Below are 14791 nucleotides of genomic sequence, written 5' to 3' on the forward strand. Positions count from 1 at the left end.
TGCTCATACAATCCGCGCCCTTAGTCTTTGTCAGAGGTTTATATGTTACTAGTGTTGAGTCGAAGTTGGATGGTATTGTTGCTTAGCATTGCGTTAAGTGGTTGTTCTCTATTAGAAGTTAAGTTAGACAGTCAGTCGACACCTCTCACTCAGCAAGAGCTAAACGCTCGAATTATGACGCGTGAATACGCCAAGATGTTTTTTACACGAGTAGAAGGCTCCGCGGACTTGATCGCGCAATCTTACTCTGACGATGACACCCTACATCAATCCTATGTTTTGCTTTGGAAGATCCATGCGGAGCAGGGCTTACAACAAGCGGCTTACCAAACTTCACCGATGTCAGCGTTGATTGATTCTTGGGTATTTACTGCGCAAATGAATCAATTCTATGCTCAAAGTCAAGGGGCTGATTTGTTCGAGACAAATGATGCGGTAGAAACCGCTATTTTTCTTGATCAAGAAGTAAAGAAACTCGCAAAAGGCGTATTGAGCTCGAGCGATTTCGATCAGAGCAAAGATTTCGTTGCGCAGTTTGTTGCTAGCCACCCATTTAAAGACCTCACATTCAGAAGCACACCCGCTTACCGTGAATGGCTGAGTTACCTAGGGAAAGACGAGTCGCAAATCGTTCAGAGCTTAGGAACGATGCCAGAGGCGATGAACGATGCGTCAGACCGTTTAAGCTTGATGGCGGATCAAACACCAAAATTGATGTCGTGGAAAGCAGAGTTAGTCGCTCTGAATAGCTCGCTAACGGGTGAAGACCTGTCTATGACGCTCGCAAGCCTTCGTCAAACATCAGCAAGCATGCAGGACTTTATTGAAAATAACCCTGAGTACATGCAAACGCTAGCTTCGATTATGTCGACAGAAATGCAGCCGCTACTGAATGACTTGAGCGATAAGACAGACCAAAAATTAGAGAGACTAAGCGATGAACGCGTGGCACTAGAAAATATGGTGACACGAGAGAGAGAAGCTCTGATAGAGATGGTTGCGAAAGAGCGGATTGAAATTGCTGGTATTGTGGCATCAGAAAGAGAGTTGTTCACTCAAGATCTAGACCGTGTTTCTCAAGAAGTGGTTGTGCTTGCAATTGATAAGCTGATGGAGTTAATCAAAGGTGTGGTTATCTACTTCATCCTGTTTATCTTAGTCGTGTTCTTTGCACCTTTAGGAATCGGTTACTGGTTGGGTAAACGAACCATAAATAAATAGTAAACATGTAAATAGATGCATTAGAAGGTTAAAAAAAGAGCGCTCTAGGGCGCTCTTTTTGCATTTCTCTATTAACGTTTTGACTTATGCCCTAAAGCATTAGCTCATAAACCTAAGCCTGTTGCTTACTTAACTCTGTCGCTTCTTCAGCTTCAAACGCAGGTGCCGTTGGTTCACACTTATCAACGAACCAACCCATGTAAGAAGTCACGATAGTCACGATGATACAGATGAAACTTAACCACATGAATGGTGCGTAAGATAGTGTCGCAACACCTAGAATACTCGCCATGTAGATACCATTGTCACTCCAAGGCACCATGCCAGAGGTCAGCGTGCCACCAAACTCAGCATTACGAGATAAGTTCTTACGTTTGTAGCCTAAACGGTCGTAGTTTTTCGCACAGATTTTTGGCGTAAGGATGAGTGATACATACATTGCTGAACCGAACACGTTACCCATGAAAGCCGTACCAATTGTGCTAGTTGCTAGTGAGCCAGCGCTGTTTACTCGGCGCTCGAACACTTTAGCAATTGTCTCTAGTACGCCCACTTTATCCAGCAAGCCGCCGAAACCTAGACCAAATACGATGACCGCAACCGAACCCAGCATGGAAGACATACCGCCACGGTTAAGAATCGAATCAATGAACTCTACGCCAGATGAGATGGAGAAAGGTGCCCAAGCAGTGTTGAATGCCGTTAGGAAGTCGATCTCTTGGATCATGACTGCCCAGATAATACCCAGCAGAGAACCAAAACTGATGACTGGGAATGAAGGCATGCGGAAAGCCAACAAACCAAGCACAATAAGTACCGGAACGAATGAGTAAGGCGTAATGTAGAACTGAACTTCCATCGCTTTGATTACAGAATCAACTTGGCTCATGTCAACGTTACCCGCGTAGTGGAAACCAAACGCAGTAAACATGATGCCTGTAATCACGTAGCTGATTAACGCAACTGGAAGCATGCCCTTGATGTGTTCAACTACTTCAACACCAGACATTGAAGAAGCCAAAATCACTGAATCAGAAAGCGGAGACATTTTGTCACCGAAATAACAACCTGACAGCACTGCACCGGCAGTAATCGGTGCTGGAACACCTAGACCTTGGCCGATACCCATCATCGCTATACCTGCTGTACCTGCAGCGCCCCATGAGGTGCCGGTCGCCAGTGCAGTCAGAGAACAGATGATCATGGTCGCTAAAAGGAAGATAGAAGGGTGGATAGCTTTCAGACCATAGTAAATGATAGTAGGTACGATCCCGCCAGAGATCCAAGTACCAACAAGAGCGCCAACGGCTAAAAGTATTAAAACCGCGCCTAAGCCATTGGATATTCCTTTGAGTGCTGCTTTTTCTAAGTCTTTGTATTGGTGTCCAAGACGAATACCCAAAACCATGATAATGAACCAGCCAATGTACAAGGCAAGTTGGATTGGTAGGTCAAGCTTTGCTGTAAAGGAAAAAGCAAGGGATAGAAATAGTCCTAACGCGATGAATACCTGCAATAGGTTCGGTAGACGAGTTTTACTCTGCTTCATAAAAGCCTCTTGTTATTTCGAGCATTTATAGTGCTTCGTTATAGTGTGTGGTGCAAAACGGACACTACAGTAATTAGTTTATTATATCGAAAAAATACGTCTAAGTTGTGATATTTGACTGCTAAATAAATGTTTCGTGGTTTCATAGTCTGAAAATTTGTTAAATTCATGATTGTTACATGTTGAATTCTGTCGCACGTTGTTTTCGTTGTGTAAAATATTATTCTGGTTAACCTTTGTTAAATAGTGGTAATTACTGTTGCAAGCAGGATCTAGTTGCTCGTAAATTGAACAATTCATATCAATAAACACATAAGTTTGGTGATAGTCGGTGTTTTATCAGTGACTAAGCGGCGGAATGAACAACAAGAGATAACTGCGTGATTCATCGCGTTCACTTAAAAGAAACGAAAAAGTTACACTTTTTGACAAAAAGCACTTGAGTTCTGTTTCTGAAAAACTTATAGATGGGGGAGAGCAATTTTTAATTTATACATGGAGAGTGAGCGATGAGAGTAGGTCTAGTTGGTTGGCGCGGTATGGTTGGTTCTGTACTGATGCAACGTATGGTTGAAGAGAAAGATTTCGACCTAATTGAGCCTGTTTATTACAGCACATCTCAGATTGGTATTCCTGCCCCTGTTTTAGGTGGTAAAGATGCGGGTCTACTTCAAGACGCTTTTGATATTGATAGCCTAAAACAGCTTGATGCCGTGATTACCTGTCAAGGTGGCGATTACACATCAAAAGTATACCCAGCATTGCGTCAAGCAGGTTGGAAAGGTTACTGGATTGATGCAGCTTCTACTTTACGTATGGACGCTGATTCAATCATCACTCTTGATCCTGTTAACTTGGCTCAAATCCAACAAGGCATCCACGGTGGCACTAACACTTTCGTTGGTGGTAACTGTACCGTGAGCTTAATGCTTATGGCTTTGGGTGGTTTATATGAGAAAGGCATGGTTGAGTGGATGAGTGCCATGACGTACCAGGCGGCATCCGGCGCTGGTGCTAAGAACATGCGCGAACTGATTTCGCAAATGGGTGTTATCAACGATAGCGTTAGCTCTGAGTTAGCTAACCCTTCAAGCTCAATTCTTGATATTGATAAAAAAGTGGCAGACACCATTCGTTCATCTTCATTCCCAACTGATCAATTTGGTGCACCTCTTGCAGGCTCGTTGATTCCTTGGATCGATGTGAAACGTGAAAATGGTCAAAGTAAAGAAGAGTGGAAAGCGGGCGTTGAAGCGAATAAGATTCTCGGCTTAGATGGTCAGCCAATCCCAATTGACGGTACTTGTGTGCGAATCGGCGCAATGCGTTGTCACGCTCAAGCACTAACAATCAAGCTTAAGCAAGACGTTCCAATGGACGAGATTGAAGAGATAATCGCGACACACAATGATTGGGTTAAAGTGATTCCTAATGACCGTGACATTACGGCACAGGAACTAACACCAGCGAAAGTAACAGGCACGATGTCTGTACCAGTAGGTCGTCTACGTAAGATGTCTATGGGTAACGACTTCCTGAACGCATTCACTGTTGGTGACCAACTGCTGTGGGGTGCTGCAGAACCACTACGTCGTACATTACGTATTATTCTTTCTGAGAAAGCGTAACTGCCTCATCTCTGATAATAATTAAAGAAGAAGCGCCTTAAGGCGCTTTTTTTGTATCTGATGCTTAGTCTGGATCTTTGGCGACGACTCGTTTGTCTGGATCTGCTAACTCACTTGCACAGTGCTTGCAATACATGGCATCCGAATCATGGCCTGCACGGTTACAGTTAGGGCACTTAACCAACTCTTTATGAGAGTTCATTTCATTGCTGAGTTCTGCGGTAATTATCCCTGTAGGCACTGCTAAAATAGAGTAACCCAATAGCATGGTCAGTGATGCGATAGCTTTGCCAAACGCGGTTTGTGGGGTGATGTCTCCGTAACCCACCGTCGTGATTGTCACAATTGCCCAGTAGATACTTTGAGGGATACTTGTGAAGCCATTTTCAGGCCCCTCAATGACAAAAATTAGCGACCCAAAGATAGTGACGAGGATGCCAACAGTGCTGAAAAAGATAAGTATTTTTCTTCTTGCCATTAATAGTGAACGCAGCAGGATATTGGAGTCTTGTAAATAACGAACCAGCTTAAGAATTCTGAATATGCGCATGACACGTAACAGCCTGACCACACCCATGAACGAAGCACCTGGGAAGATGATTGCAAGGTATGTTGGAAGAATGGCGAGTAGGTCAACCACTCCATAGAAGCTGGTGGCATAGGACTTAGGTTTTGGGGAGCAATAAAGCCTCAATAAGTATTCTAGTGTGAATAGTGCTGTGAAGCTGTATTCGATGTAACGTAACTGCTGTGACCATTCGGTCATCACGCTCGGGATTGACTCTAAGATTAGCACGATCAATGAAACGACGATCGCAATGATCAGAGAGATATCAAATGCACGTCCTGCTGGAGTATGAGTACCAAAAATAATGACGTACAAATGATGCTTAAGAGGCTGACGTGACATAGGGTGAAGTTCACCTTTTGTTAAATGTATTAACTGTGATTATACAAGCTTCATAATCATGAGGCGAGTGAAAGCCTAACCACTTTACTCGCCTCGTTAATATCAATGCTGAGTCCCCACAACGGCGGGTTATACCGATATTGTTATGCTAATCCTGGAAATAGGTTACGTAACCCGTTTGCAATGAATTCGATGCCGAGTGCTCCCAGAATCAAGCCCATGATACGGGTGATAACATTAATTCCTGTTTGACCAAGAAAGCGAACGATAACTGGCGCAGAACGGAACAGAAGCCAAGAGCAAGTCGCGAAAGCAATAATGCTAAGGCCGATTCCTACTGTATCAATCGCGGCTGGATAGCGAGAACCATAAACAATGGTCGAACTGATTGCACCAGGGCCAGCCATTAAAGGCATCGCTAGAGGAACGACCCCAATTTGCTCTTTGCTAATGTATTCAGACTTCTCTTGCTTGTTCTGCTTATCTTCACCGAGCTTACCGCTCATCATCGAAAATGCGATGCTCAATAATAGCAAGCCGCCTGCAACTCGAAATGAGTCGAGAGAGATGCTGAACATGTCTAAAAGCAATTGTCCCGCGACAAGCGACACAATCAAGATAACGGCAACAGCAACGTTGGCTTGTAAGGCTGTCCTATTCCTCTCTTCTGGGGGCATATGAGCAGTAAGAGAAACAAAAACAGGCATTATGCCGATTGGGTTTACGGCAGCAACAAGCCCAAGGAAGAATTGCATAAAAATTGCGAGTTCTAAACCTTGCATGAGAGCGATCTCCAGATAGCGTTCTTAGGATTGAGGGGTTTGATCTGTACATAGTCAGAGCGCGTAATGTAAGTGACAATTCTAAATTTCACGAATGAAAAAAACTAACGCGAAATAGGGGATTTTTCTTAGAAAAACTAATTGAATCTCACTTTTGTACTAGCCTTGTTGCAAGCTAGTCGTTGGTGTTTCATTTTGTAAGATCTTATTGAGTAAATGTTAACTGTCGCACGAAATTAATAAAAAATATGTCAGAATCTAGCCCGTGCAACGCTATGGATATACTCTCAGTAGCACGAATACAGCTGTATACATGTAATTTAACGGACTAAAAATGAAAGTTTTTTACAAGTTATGACTCTATGTAAAAAAACTTTGTCTTTTTGCTTGTTTTTTGCGCTAACGAAAAGTGTGACTTTAATCTATATAAATCAGACTCTTAAGTTTGTTTTTGCGATTGCCTTACTACTTTCTGGTTAATTATTTTTGGGTAACTGATCTGGGTCAATTTTTTTCACACTGTGAAATAATATACTCAGCCCTGAAAGCAATTTACTAAGAACGCTGTGAATTAGGGTTAAAGACAAGCAGTGAAATTAATAAAAAGTTTTTAATATTTATTATTTTAGGAGATCCACCATGCCTGTAACTAACTTAGCGGAACTTGATGCTCTAGTAGCTCGCGTTAAAGCAGCTCAAGAAGAGTTCGCAACATTCTCTCAAGAGAAAGTAGACGCAATCTTCCGTGCAGCTTCTCTTGCTGCTAACCATGCTCGTATTCCTTTGGCTCAACAAGCCGTTGCTGAATCTGGAATGGGTATTGTTGAAGATAAAGTTATCAAAAACCACTTCGCTTCAGAATTTATCTACAACAAATACAAAGACGAAAAAACATGTGGCATCTTAGAAGAAGATGAAAGCCTAGGCACTATGACTATCGCTGAGCCTGTAGGTATCATCTGTGGTATCGTTCCAACAACGAACCCAACTTCAACAGCAATCTTCAAATCTCTAATCTCTCTTAAGACACGTAACGGCATCATCTTCTCGCCACACCCACGTGCAAAGAATTCAACAAACGATGCAGCTAAACTGGTTTTAGACGCAGCGGTAGCAGCTGGTGCTCCAAAAGACATCATCGGTTGGATCGACCAACCATCGGTAGAGCTTTCTAACGCGCTGATGAAGCATGACGGTATCGCACTTATCCTTGCTACTGGTGGTCCAGGCATGGTTAAAGCAGCATACTCTTCTGGTAAGCCTGCGATCGGTGTTGGTGCTGGTAACGTTCCTGTAGTTATCGATGAAACAGCTGACATCAAACGTGCTGTAGCATCTATCCTTATGTCTAAAACATTCGATAACGGTGTTGTATGTGCTTCTGAGCAAGCTGCAATCGTAGTTAGCGAAGTATATGACGAAGTTAAAGCGCGTTTTGCTTCTCACAAAGCTCACGTTCTATCTAAAACTGACGCAGATAAAGTTCGTAAAGTTCTTCTTATCGACGGCAACCTAAACGCTAAAATCGTAGGTCAACCTGCTCCAGCAATCGCTGAAATGGCGGGTGTTAAAGTTCCTGCTGATACAAAAGTACTTGTTGGTGAAGGCCTTGGTAAAGTTTCTTACGATGACGAATTCGCTCATGAAAAACTGTCTCCGACTCTAGGTCTATTCCGCGCAGACGATTTCGAAGATGCTGTCGCTCAAGCTGTAACAATGGTTGAAATCGGTGGTATCGGTCACACATCTGGTCTTTACACTAACCAAGATACTAACGCAGACCGCATTCGTTACTTCGGTGACAAGATGAAGACGGCTCGTATCTTAATCAACATCCCTACTACTCACGGTGGTATCGGTGACCTGTACAACTTCAACGTTGCACCTTCTCTAACTCTTGGTTGTGGTTCATGGGGTGGTAACTCTATCTCTGAGAACGTAGGTCCTAAGCACCTTATCAACAAGAAAACTGTAGCGAAGCGAGCTGAAAATATGTTGTGGCACAAACTACCTAAGTCTATCTACTTCCGTCGTGGCAGCCTTCCAATCGCTATGAGCGACCTAGAAGGTAAGAAACGCGCATTCCTAGTAACGGACCGTTTCCTATTCAACAACGGTTACGCAGACGACGTAGTACAAATCCTTAAAGCACAAGGTATTGAAGTTCAAGTATTCTTCGATGTAGAAGCGGATCCAACACTGTCTGTTGTTGAGAAAGGCGCTGAAGCAATGAAGAGCTTCCAACCTGACGTAATCCTTGCTCTAGGTGGCGGTTCTCCAATGGATGCTGCTAAGATCATGTGGGTTATGTACGAGCACCCAGAAACTCACTTCGCGGAACTAGCAATGCGCTTTATGGATATCCGTAAACGTATCTACAAGTTCCCTAAAATGGGTAAAAAAGCTGAGCTTGTATGTATCACTACGACTTCTGGTACGGGTTCAGAGGTTACTCCATTCGCGGTTGTTACAGACGACAAGACTGGTGCTAAGTACCCACTAGCTGATTACGAAATTACGCCAAACATGGCTGTTGTTGATGCTAACCTAGTAATGAACATGCCTAAGTCTCTAACAGCATTCGGTGGTTACGATGCAGTAACTCACGCTCTTGAAGCTTACGTATCTGTTCTTGCGAACGAATACTCAGACGGCCAAGCTCTTCAAGCTCTTAAGATGCTTAAAGAATACCTACCATCAAGCTACAAAAATGGTGCAGCTGACCCAATCGCTCGTGAGAAAGTACACAACGCAGCAACTATCGCTGGTGTAGCATTTGCGAACGCATTCCTAGGTGTGTGTCACTCAATGGCTCACAAAATTGGTGCTGAGTTCCACCTACCACACGGTCTTGCTAACGCACTGCTTATCTCTAACGTTGTACGTTACAACGCGAACGATAACCCAACTAAGCAGACTGCATTCTCTCAGTACGATCGTCCACAAGCACGTCGTCGTTACGCTGAAGTTGCTGACCACCTAGGCCTAAGCCAAGCTGGTGACCGTACTGCTCAGAAGATTGAACGTCTACTGACTTGGTTAGAAGAGCTTAAAGTTGACCTAGACATCCCACTATCTATCCAAGCTGCGGGTGTTAACGAGTCTGACTTCATCGCTAAACTAGACGAGCTAGCTGTTGAAGCGTTCGATGACCAGTGTACAGGTGCTAACCCACGTTACCCTCTAATCACTGAGCTAAAAGAAGTTCTAACAACGTCTTACTTCGGCCAACCATACGTTGAAGGCGAAACTTTCGAAGGTACTACAGTTATCCTTAAGAAAGCAGATCAAAAGCCAGCTGACGCGAAAGCGCCAAAAGCTAAAAAAGAAAAAGCTAACGCATAATAAGTAAGCATTAGTTTTGAGATAAGTTTTCGCTAGCACGAACCTTATCTAATCGGGAAAAGAACAAAGCCCCAGTCGAGAGACTGGGGCTTTTTTATGTGGTCGGTTAGGTTAAAACTAACAATATAAAAAGTAAGAAAATAAAAAGGATCTACACTTCGGCAGCGACGACACGTCCGCTGAAGTAGTCATTAGAAATGATGTACTCGGTTGTTCTGGTCAGTTCATCTTGTAGTTGAGCCCAATGACATCGGTTGAGTTTTCCGTCTGCATTGTGAACGGCAGGAACGACCCCACCAACTCGTATCCCGAATGGGGTGAGTTCCTTAGCCCAACTATGGGTAAAGCCGGTAATCATTGAGTTAGCACTTTCTAAACCTGATACATCACTGAAATCATCATGAGAGATCACATTGACGATCACGCCTTCTTTATCTTCTTCTCGTAATCGCTCAGCACTTATCTGGCCAAATGCAAAAAGGGTAGAGGCTTTCGAAGACAAATCATCAATATAACTACTGACGGGTTGGTCGCCAATCAAACTTGGCATTGGAACGCTGATCCAGTTGTTAACTAACACATCAGGTGTCGTATTGAAGGTGTGCTGGACAAAATCGAAGACCGCTAGTATGGCTTGGTTATGATTACTTTCGAGCGTATAGCGGTAGACCGAATCAGAGAGTCGAGAGCATTGGGTATAGGTTTCTTGCAGTGCTGTAGGATCTTTATCACAAAGGATAACGGTGGCTCCAAGGTTAACAAAGTGGTTCGCAATCGTTCCTCCCAAGCGCGAGCCTGCTGATGTCACCAATATGATTGAGCTTTTTATTTCCATCCAAACACCTAAGAAAATAATCTATGTCGTTTAAGGATGGGTTAAATTTCATACAACGGGTGTGAATTGGTTCAAACTAAGACGTACCAATTGATAAGTTTGTATGAACTTAGTGGCAGCTCACATTTTGTAGTAACTTCAAGACGTAACCCACAATTTGTATTTTGAGTGTGCCTAAGACTAGTGGTTCATATCACTCACATCAATTGCTTAAGGGATACAATTTAGGAGCTGATGAGCAGGCAGTGAGGTAAGGTTTGTTGTGACTATACTTGGGCCTGAATTTGATACTGACGTTGAGCGGTAGAGAGATCGTTGTAAAGAGTCGCATTAGGTAATTCAGGTAAGTGCTTGTTTGCAAGTTTTCGTCGGTCGTGACCTGAAAGGTTTTGGTAGACGTCTTCGGGAAAATCGCCAGTATCTTCAGGCATAAAAGCCAGTGCTTCTGGTTTTAAGTAATGACTTAGTTTTGCACTAGCAAGGCTTGCTTGATGAAAGTAATTCGACTGTTGTGCAGAAATTTCGTATGAGGATTGATCAGAACGCAATTGTTGAGGTTCAGCGACACCAAATTGTTTGCGCAGGCGATCTTCGCTAGTCTCGGTTACCTCGATAGTATTTATAGGAGTACAATCGCGGACATCATTAGAGAACATGGATAGCAGCAACGCGAAATCTGCACGGCGACCTTGTTCAACCGCTTGGTTGATCCCGATGCCGAACTTTAGTTCGTTGATGATTCCTGCTTTGTCTAAAGTGTGTATTTGCATGTTGCCTCTCATTTGATACACCTTTAACGGCACGGAGTCGGCAAACTTTAGTGTTTAATTACAGACAAATACATAATCTATGTAGAGCAGATAAGAGCTTAGTTTCGATTAGGGGTAACTGAAGGAGTCGGTGATAAAACAAGCTCTGTTAACTCATTTCACCTTCCATGTTCAAGCTGAAAATACGACGGATACAAAAAAGCTCACGCCGAGGCATGAGCTTTCAATAAGTTACTCGCTATTAATAGCGCAGCATAAGTAAAAATTACTTAGCTAGGTTCTCTTCTACGAAAGACCAGTTTACTAGGTTCCAGAATGCAGCCATGTAGTCTGGGCGAACATTGCGGAAATCGATGTAGTAAGCGTGTTCCCATAGGTCAACAGTTAGAAGTGGAGTAACACCTTCTTCTGTTAGAGGAGTTGCAGCGTTAGAAGTGTTAACGATGTCTAGAGAACCGTCAGCTTTTTTAACTAACCAAGTCCAAGAAGAACCGAAGTTGTTGATTGCTGAATCAGTGAATTTTGCTTTGAATTCTTCGAAAGAACCGAATGCGGCGTTGATAGCTTCTGCAACAGCGCCAGTTGGTTCGCCGCCTGCTTTAGGAGCAAGACAGTGCCAGTAGAACGTATGGTTCCAGATTTGAGCAGCGTTATTGAAAACACCACCAGTAGAAGTCTTAATGATTTCTTCTAGTGTTTTGCCTTCAAACTCAGTACCTGGGATAAGACCATTTAGTTTAACAACGTAAGTGTTGTGGTGCTTACCGTGGTGGAAATCTAGCGTTTCTGCTGAGATATGTGGTTCTAGCGCGTCTTTCGCGTAAGGAAGAGCCGGTAGTTCAAATGCCATTGCTCAATTCTCCATTGATATGAAAGAGTTAACTCTTTCGATTGCTTCCAGTGATATTATTATTCATGGCTGGCTATACTGACAACCATGGTCAATTTGCTGACTTGCGATATAGTTTAGCAAGTTTTTACTTTATTAAAAGCTTAATTCATCACTTTTGTGTGAATTGTTAGCTTAACTTGTTAACCATTTTTTTTATATGGTTTTTATTCTTTTGGTTTGGGGTAGAATAAAGGCAATGAAAGCCGTAATCCATTAACGAGGAAGCAATGGAAACTATCGATAAAATCAAACAGCAAATTGAAGAAAACACCATTCTACTTTACATGAAAGGTTCTCCTAAGCTGCCAAGCTGTGGTTTTTCTTCTCAAGCATCTCAAGCTCTAATGGCGTGTGGCGAAAAATTTGCATATGTAGACATTCTACAAAACCCTGATATCCGTGCAGAGCTTCCAGCTTACGCACAATGGCCAACTTTCCCACAACTTTGGGTTGAAGGTGAGCTAATCGGTGGTTGTGACATCATTCTTGAGATGTTCCAAAAAGGTGAACTTCAGCCAATCGTTAAAGAAGCAGCGGCTAAAGTTGCTGGCGATGACGCTGAGTAAGTTCTCGCTTTTTTGCTTGAATAGATAAAATGAGGGGCCTTAATTAGGCTCCTTTTTTGTTTTAATTGATTGAGTCATTGACTCAATAAGGAATGAACAATGGACGTGAAACTTCATTATGTACATGATCCAATGTGCAGCTGGTGTTGGGGATACAAGCCAACACTTGAGTTATTGAAACAACAATTGCCTGCGAGCATTGAGTTTAATTACGTAGTTGGCGGTTTAGCTCCTGATTCTGATGAGCCAATGTCTGAGGAGATGAAAGGCAAGCTTCAGGCTATCTGGAAGCAGATCGAAGCTAAGCTGGGTACTGAGTTTAACCACGAATTTTGGACTGAGTGCAAACCTGTGCGAAGCACCTATCCAGCGTGCCGCGCTGTGATAGCTGCTGGTTTTCAAGACCACTATGAAGCCATGCTTGAAGCGATTCAACATGCTTACTATTTGCGTGCGATGTTGCCACACAGCCAAGATACTCATCTGCAACTCGCTGAAGAGTTGGGTATGAACGTACAACAGTTTGAAAATGATCTTTCTAGCAAACTATTGGAAAGTGAATTGGATGACCAGTTAGGCTTTAAAGAAGCGATAGGCGTACATTCTTACCCAACGTTAATGCTTGAAGTTAACGGTATCTTCACTGAGGTTGCGTTGGATTACCATTCGTCGGAGACGACGCTTAAATCTATTCGTGAAGTACTTGTGAATAGCGCTCCTACTGCTTAGTTCAATGAGAGCTCTAACTCTCAATTAGTTCACACTACTTTGAAGGCTTACTTACAACAGTAAGCCTTTTCTTTTATCTGGCGCAATGAGTTTATTGAGGTGCTAAAGGGTAAGAGAGAATAAAAGAGCAAGATATATCCCAGATACAAAAAAGACCGCACGAGGCGGTCTTTGTAATAATAGCTTAGGTTCTTTACTACAGAACCTAATTACAGAACCATAGCTGCAATCCAACCGAATACGATCAGTGGGATGTTGTAGTGCAAGAATGTTGGTACGACGGTTTCCCATACGTGTTCGTGTTGACCATCAGCATTTAGACCAGATGTTGGACCTAATGTTGAGTCAGAAGCCGGAGAACCAGCATCACCTAGCGCTGCCGCTGTACCCACTAGCGCGATAGTGGCCATTGGTGAGAAACCAAATGCCGCCGCTAGAGGAACGTAGATAGTTGCAAGGATTGGAATCGTTGAGAACGAAGAGCCAATACCCATTGTTACTAATAAGCCGACTACCAGCATAAGCAGAGCTGCTAGAGGCTTGTTGTCACCGATACTTGTTGAAAGTGCTTCAACTAGAGATTCAACACCACCAGTCTGTTTCATCACTGCTGCAAAACCTGCTGCTGCAATCATGATAAAGCCGATCATTGCCATCATGTGAACACCCTTAGTGAAGACATCGTGTGTCTCTTTCCAAGCAATTACGCCACCGAAGGTGAATACCATGAAACCAGCCAGAGCACCGATGATCATAGAGCCCGTCGACAGTTGAACGGTTAATGCAGCAACGATACCAGCTGCCGCTACTAGGATGTGCTTCTTGTTGATTTCTTTTACTTCTGTTGAAACAACAGTGTGAGACGTTTCTTTGTATTGGCGAGGTTTACGGTAAGTAAAGAATACCGCCGTTAGAAGGCCGAAGATCATGCCGGCTGCTGGTAACAACATTGCCATTGGTACTTGGCTTGCTACTACGCTTTCAAGACCGTTGTCATGAAGGTTTTTTAGTAGGATGTTGTTTAAGAAGATACCGCCAAAACCAATCGGTAACACCATGTAAGGTGTGATTAGACCAAAAGTAAGTACACACGCAACTAGACGACGGTCTAGGTTCATTTTTGCGAATACGCCTAATAGAGGTGGGATTAAGATTGGGATAAAGGCGATATGTACAGGAATCACGTTTTGTGAAGACATGGTCACTAAGATCAAAGACGCAAGGATACCGTACTTAAGACCATTAGATGCCGCGCTGTTCTCTTTGCCGTGAATACGCTTGATTACGCTTTGAGCTAGTAGGTCTGTGATACCAGACCTAGAGATAGCAACAGCAAAAGTACCAAGCATTGCGTAGCTAAGTGCGATAGTTGCACCGCCACCTAATCCACTTTCGAAAGCAGCTACAGCGTCGTTCAGACCCATACCAGAGGCTACGCCACCGATAATTGCACTGAACGTGAGAGCAACAACTACATTTACGCGCATCAAAGCTAAAACAAGCATGATGCAAACTGAAATTACAACAGGATTCATATTATTCTCGAGATGTTGTGTTTTTTATG

The 14791-nt window shown here is 43.2% G+C and carries 12 protein-coding genes; 5 read left to right on the forward strand and 7 right to left on the reverse strand.

The features are described 5' to 3' along the window. Positions 1 to 42: 42 nt before the first annotated feature. Positions 43 to 1221 (forward strand): chemotaxis protein, encoded by a 1179-nt coding sequence (locus tag L8S15_RS06500; RefSeq protein ID WP_280572141.1) that lies wholly within the window; start codon positions 43 to 45, stop codon positions 1219 to 1221. Positions 1222 to 1333: 112 nt separating this feature from the next. Here L8S15_RS06500 and nhaC read toward each other — a convergent pair whose 3' ends face one another. Further along, positions 1334 to 2770 carry a Na+/H+ antiporter NhaC gene (gene nhaC, locus L8S15_RS06505; protein WP_016769064.1) on the reverse strand — a complete coding sequence of 479 codons (1437 nt, stop codon included), beginning with the start codon at positions 2768 to 2770 and terminating at the stop codon, positions 1334 to 1336. Positions 2771 to 3279: 509 nt separating this feature from the next. Between nhaC and asd the strand changes: the two genes are divergently transcribed. Then, on the forward strand, positions 3280 to 4398 hold the full coding sequence (asd, locus tag L8S15_RS06510) for an aspartate-semialdehyde dehydrogenase (RefSeq protein WP_016792781.1): 1119 nt from the start codon (positions 3280 to 3282) through the stop codon (positions 4396 to 4398). A 64-nt stretch (positions 4399 to 4462) separates the two neighbouring features. Here asd and L8S15_RS06515 read toward each other — a convergent pair whose 3' ends face one another. Together L8S15_RS06515 and L8S15_RS06520 are read right to left on the reverse strand one after the other, a co-directional pair. Further along, the gene (locus tag L8S15_RS06515; protein ID WP_010437102.1) at positions 4463 to 5308 is read right to left on the reverse strand and encodes an ion transporter; all 846 of its coding nucleotides are present in this window, start codon (positions 5306 to 5308) and stop codon (positions 4463 to 4465) included. A 143-nt stretch (positions 5309 to 5451) separates the two neighbouring features. Next, a complete protein-coding gene (locus tag L8S15_RS06520) occupies positions 5452 to 6090 on the reverse strand; it encodes a YchE family NAAT transporter (RefSeq protein WP_010437104.1) in 639 nt (212 codons plus the stop codon). A gap of 639 nt (positions 6091 to 6729) precedes the next feature. Here L8S15_RS06520 and adhE point away from each other — a divergent pair. Continuing rightward, complete coding sequence (adhE, locus tag L8S15_RS06525) at positions 6730 to 9435, forward strand: bifunctional acetaldehyde-CoA/alcohol dehydrogenase (RefSeq protein WP_016769062.1); 2706 nt, start codon at positions 6730 to 6732, stop codon at positions 9433 to 9435. Positions 9436 to 9586: 151 nt separating this feature from the next. Here adhE and L8S15_RS06530 read toward each other — a convergent pair whose 3' ends face one another. From L8S15_RS06530 to sodB, 3 genes are all read right to left on the reverse strand, one after another. Continuing rightward, entirely contained in the window at positions 9587 to 10270 is a 684-nt protein-coding gene (locus L8S15_RS06530) for an SDR family oxidoreductase (protein WP_016769061.1), read from the reverse strand. A gap of 266 nt (positions 10271 to 10536) precedes the next feature. After that, positions 10537 to 11040: a VC2046/SO_2500 family protein gene (locus L8S15_RS06535; protein ID WP_261383653.1), complete on the reverse strand. Its 504-nt coding sequence runs from the start codon at positions 11038 to 11040 to the stop codon at positions 10537 to 10539. 265 nt (positions 11041 to 11305) lie between these two features. Further along, on the reverse strand, positions 11306 to 11890 hold the full coding sequence (gene sodB, locus L8S15_RS06540) for a superoxide dismutase [Fe] (protein WP_010437112.1): 585 nt from the start codon (positions 11888 to 11890) through the stop codon (positions 11306 to 11308). A 269-nt stretch (positions 11891 to 12159) separates the two neighbouring features. Here sodB and L8S15_RS06545 point away from each other — a divergent pair, with 269 nt between their 5' ends. Beyond that, positions 12160 to 12498, forward strand: coding sequence for a Grx4 family monothiol glutaredoxin (locus tag L8S15_RS06545; protein ID WP_009848715.1), 339 nt, complete (start codon positions 12160 to 12162; stop codon positions 12496 to 12498). Positions 12499 to 12597: 99 nt separating this feature from the next. Next, positions 12598 to 13227: a DsbA family protein gene (locus L8S15_RS06550; protein WP_010437114.1), complete on the forward strand. Its 630-nt coding sequence runs from the start codon at positions 12598 to 12600 to the stop codon at positions 13225 to 13227. Between the two features lie 209 nt (positions 13228 to 13436). On the opposite strand, the gene L8S15_RS06555 is transcribed toward L8S15_RS06550, so the two are convergent. Beyond that, on the reverse strand, positions 13437 to 14762 hold the full coding sequence (locus L8S15_RS06555; protein WP_010437117.1) for a Na+/H+ antiporter family protein: 1326 nt from the start codon (positions 14760 to 14762) through the stop codon (positions 13437 to 13439). Between the last annotated feature and the right edge of the window lie 29 nt (positions 14763 to 14791).

The organism is Vibrio sp. S/42/10, assembly GCF_029890535.1.
In the GTDB taxonomy this organism is placed as follows: domain Bacteria; phylum Pseudomonadota; class Gammaproteobacteria; order Enterobacterales; family Vibrionaceae; genus Vibrio; species Vibrio cyclitrophicus.

Coding starts and splice junctions, on each gene's coding strand:
- L8S15_RS06500 (WP_280572141.1), top strand. CDS start 43: ATGTTACTAGTGTTGAGTCGAAGTTGGATGGTATTGTTGCTTAGCATT.
- nhaC (WP_016769064.1), bottom strand. CDS start 2,770: ATGAAGCAGAGTAAAACTCGTCTACCGAACCTATTGCAGGTATTCATC.
- asd (WP_016792781.1), top strand. CDS start 3,280: ATGAGAGTAGGTCTAGTTGGTTGGCGCGGTATGGTTGGTTCTGTACTG.
- L8S15_RS06555 (WP_010437117.1), bottom strand. CDS start 14,762: ATGAATCCTGTTGTAATTTCAGTTTGCATCATGCTTGTTTTAGCTTTG.
- L8S15_RS06515 (WP_010437102.1), bottom strand. CDS start 5,308: ATGTCACGTCAGCCTCTTAAGCATCATTTGTACGTCATTATTTTTGGT.
- sodB (WP_010437112.1), bottom strand. CDS start 11,890: ATGGCATTTGAACTACCGGCTCTTCCTTACGCGAAAGACGCGCTAGAA.
- L8S15_RS06535 (WP_261383653.1), bottom strand. CDS start 11,040: ATGCAAATACACACTTTAGACAAAGCAGGAATCATCAACGAACTAAAG.
- L8S15_RS06545 (WP_009848715.1), top strand. CDS start 12,160: ATGGAAACTATCGATAAAATCAAACAGCAAATTGAAGAAAACACCATT.
- L8S15_RS06520 (WP_010437104.1), bottom strand. CDS start 6,090: ATGCAAGGTTTAGAACTCGCAATTTTTATGCAATTCTTCCTTGGGCTT.
- L8S15_RS06530 (WP_016769061.1), bottom strand. CDS start 10,270: ATGGAAATAAAAAGCTCAATCATATTGGTGACATCAGCAGGCTCGCGC.
- L8S15_RS06550 (WP_010437114.1), top strand. CDS start 12,598: ATGGACGTGAAACTTCATTATGTACATGATCCAATGTGCAGCTGGTGT.
- adhE (WP_016769062.1), top strand. CDS start 6,730: ATGCCTGTAACTAACTTAGCGGAACTTGATGCTCTAGTAGCTCGCGTT.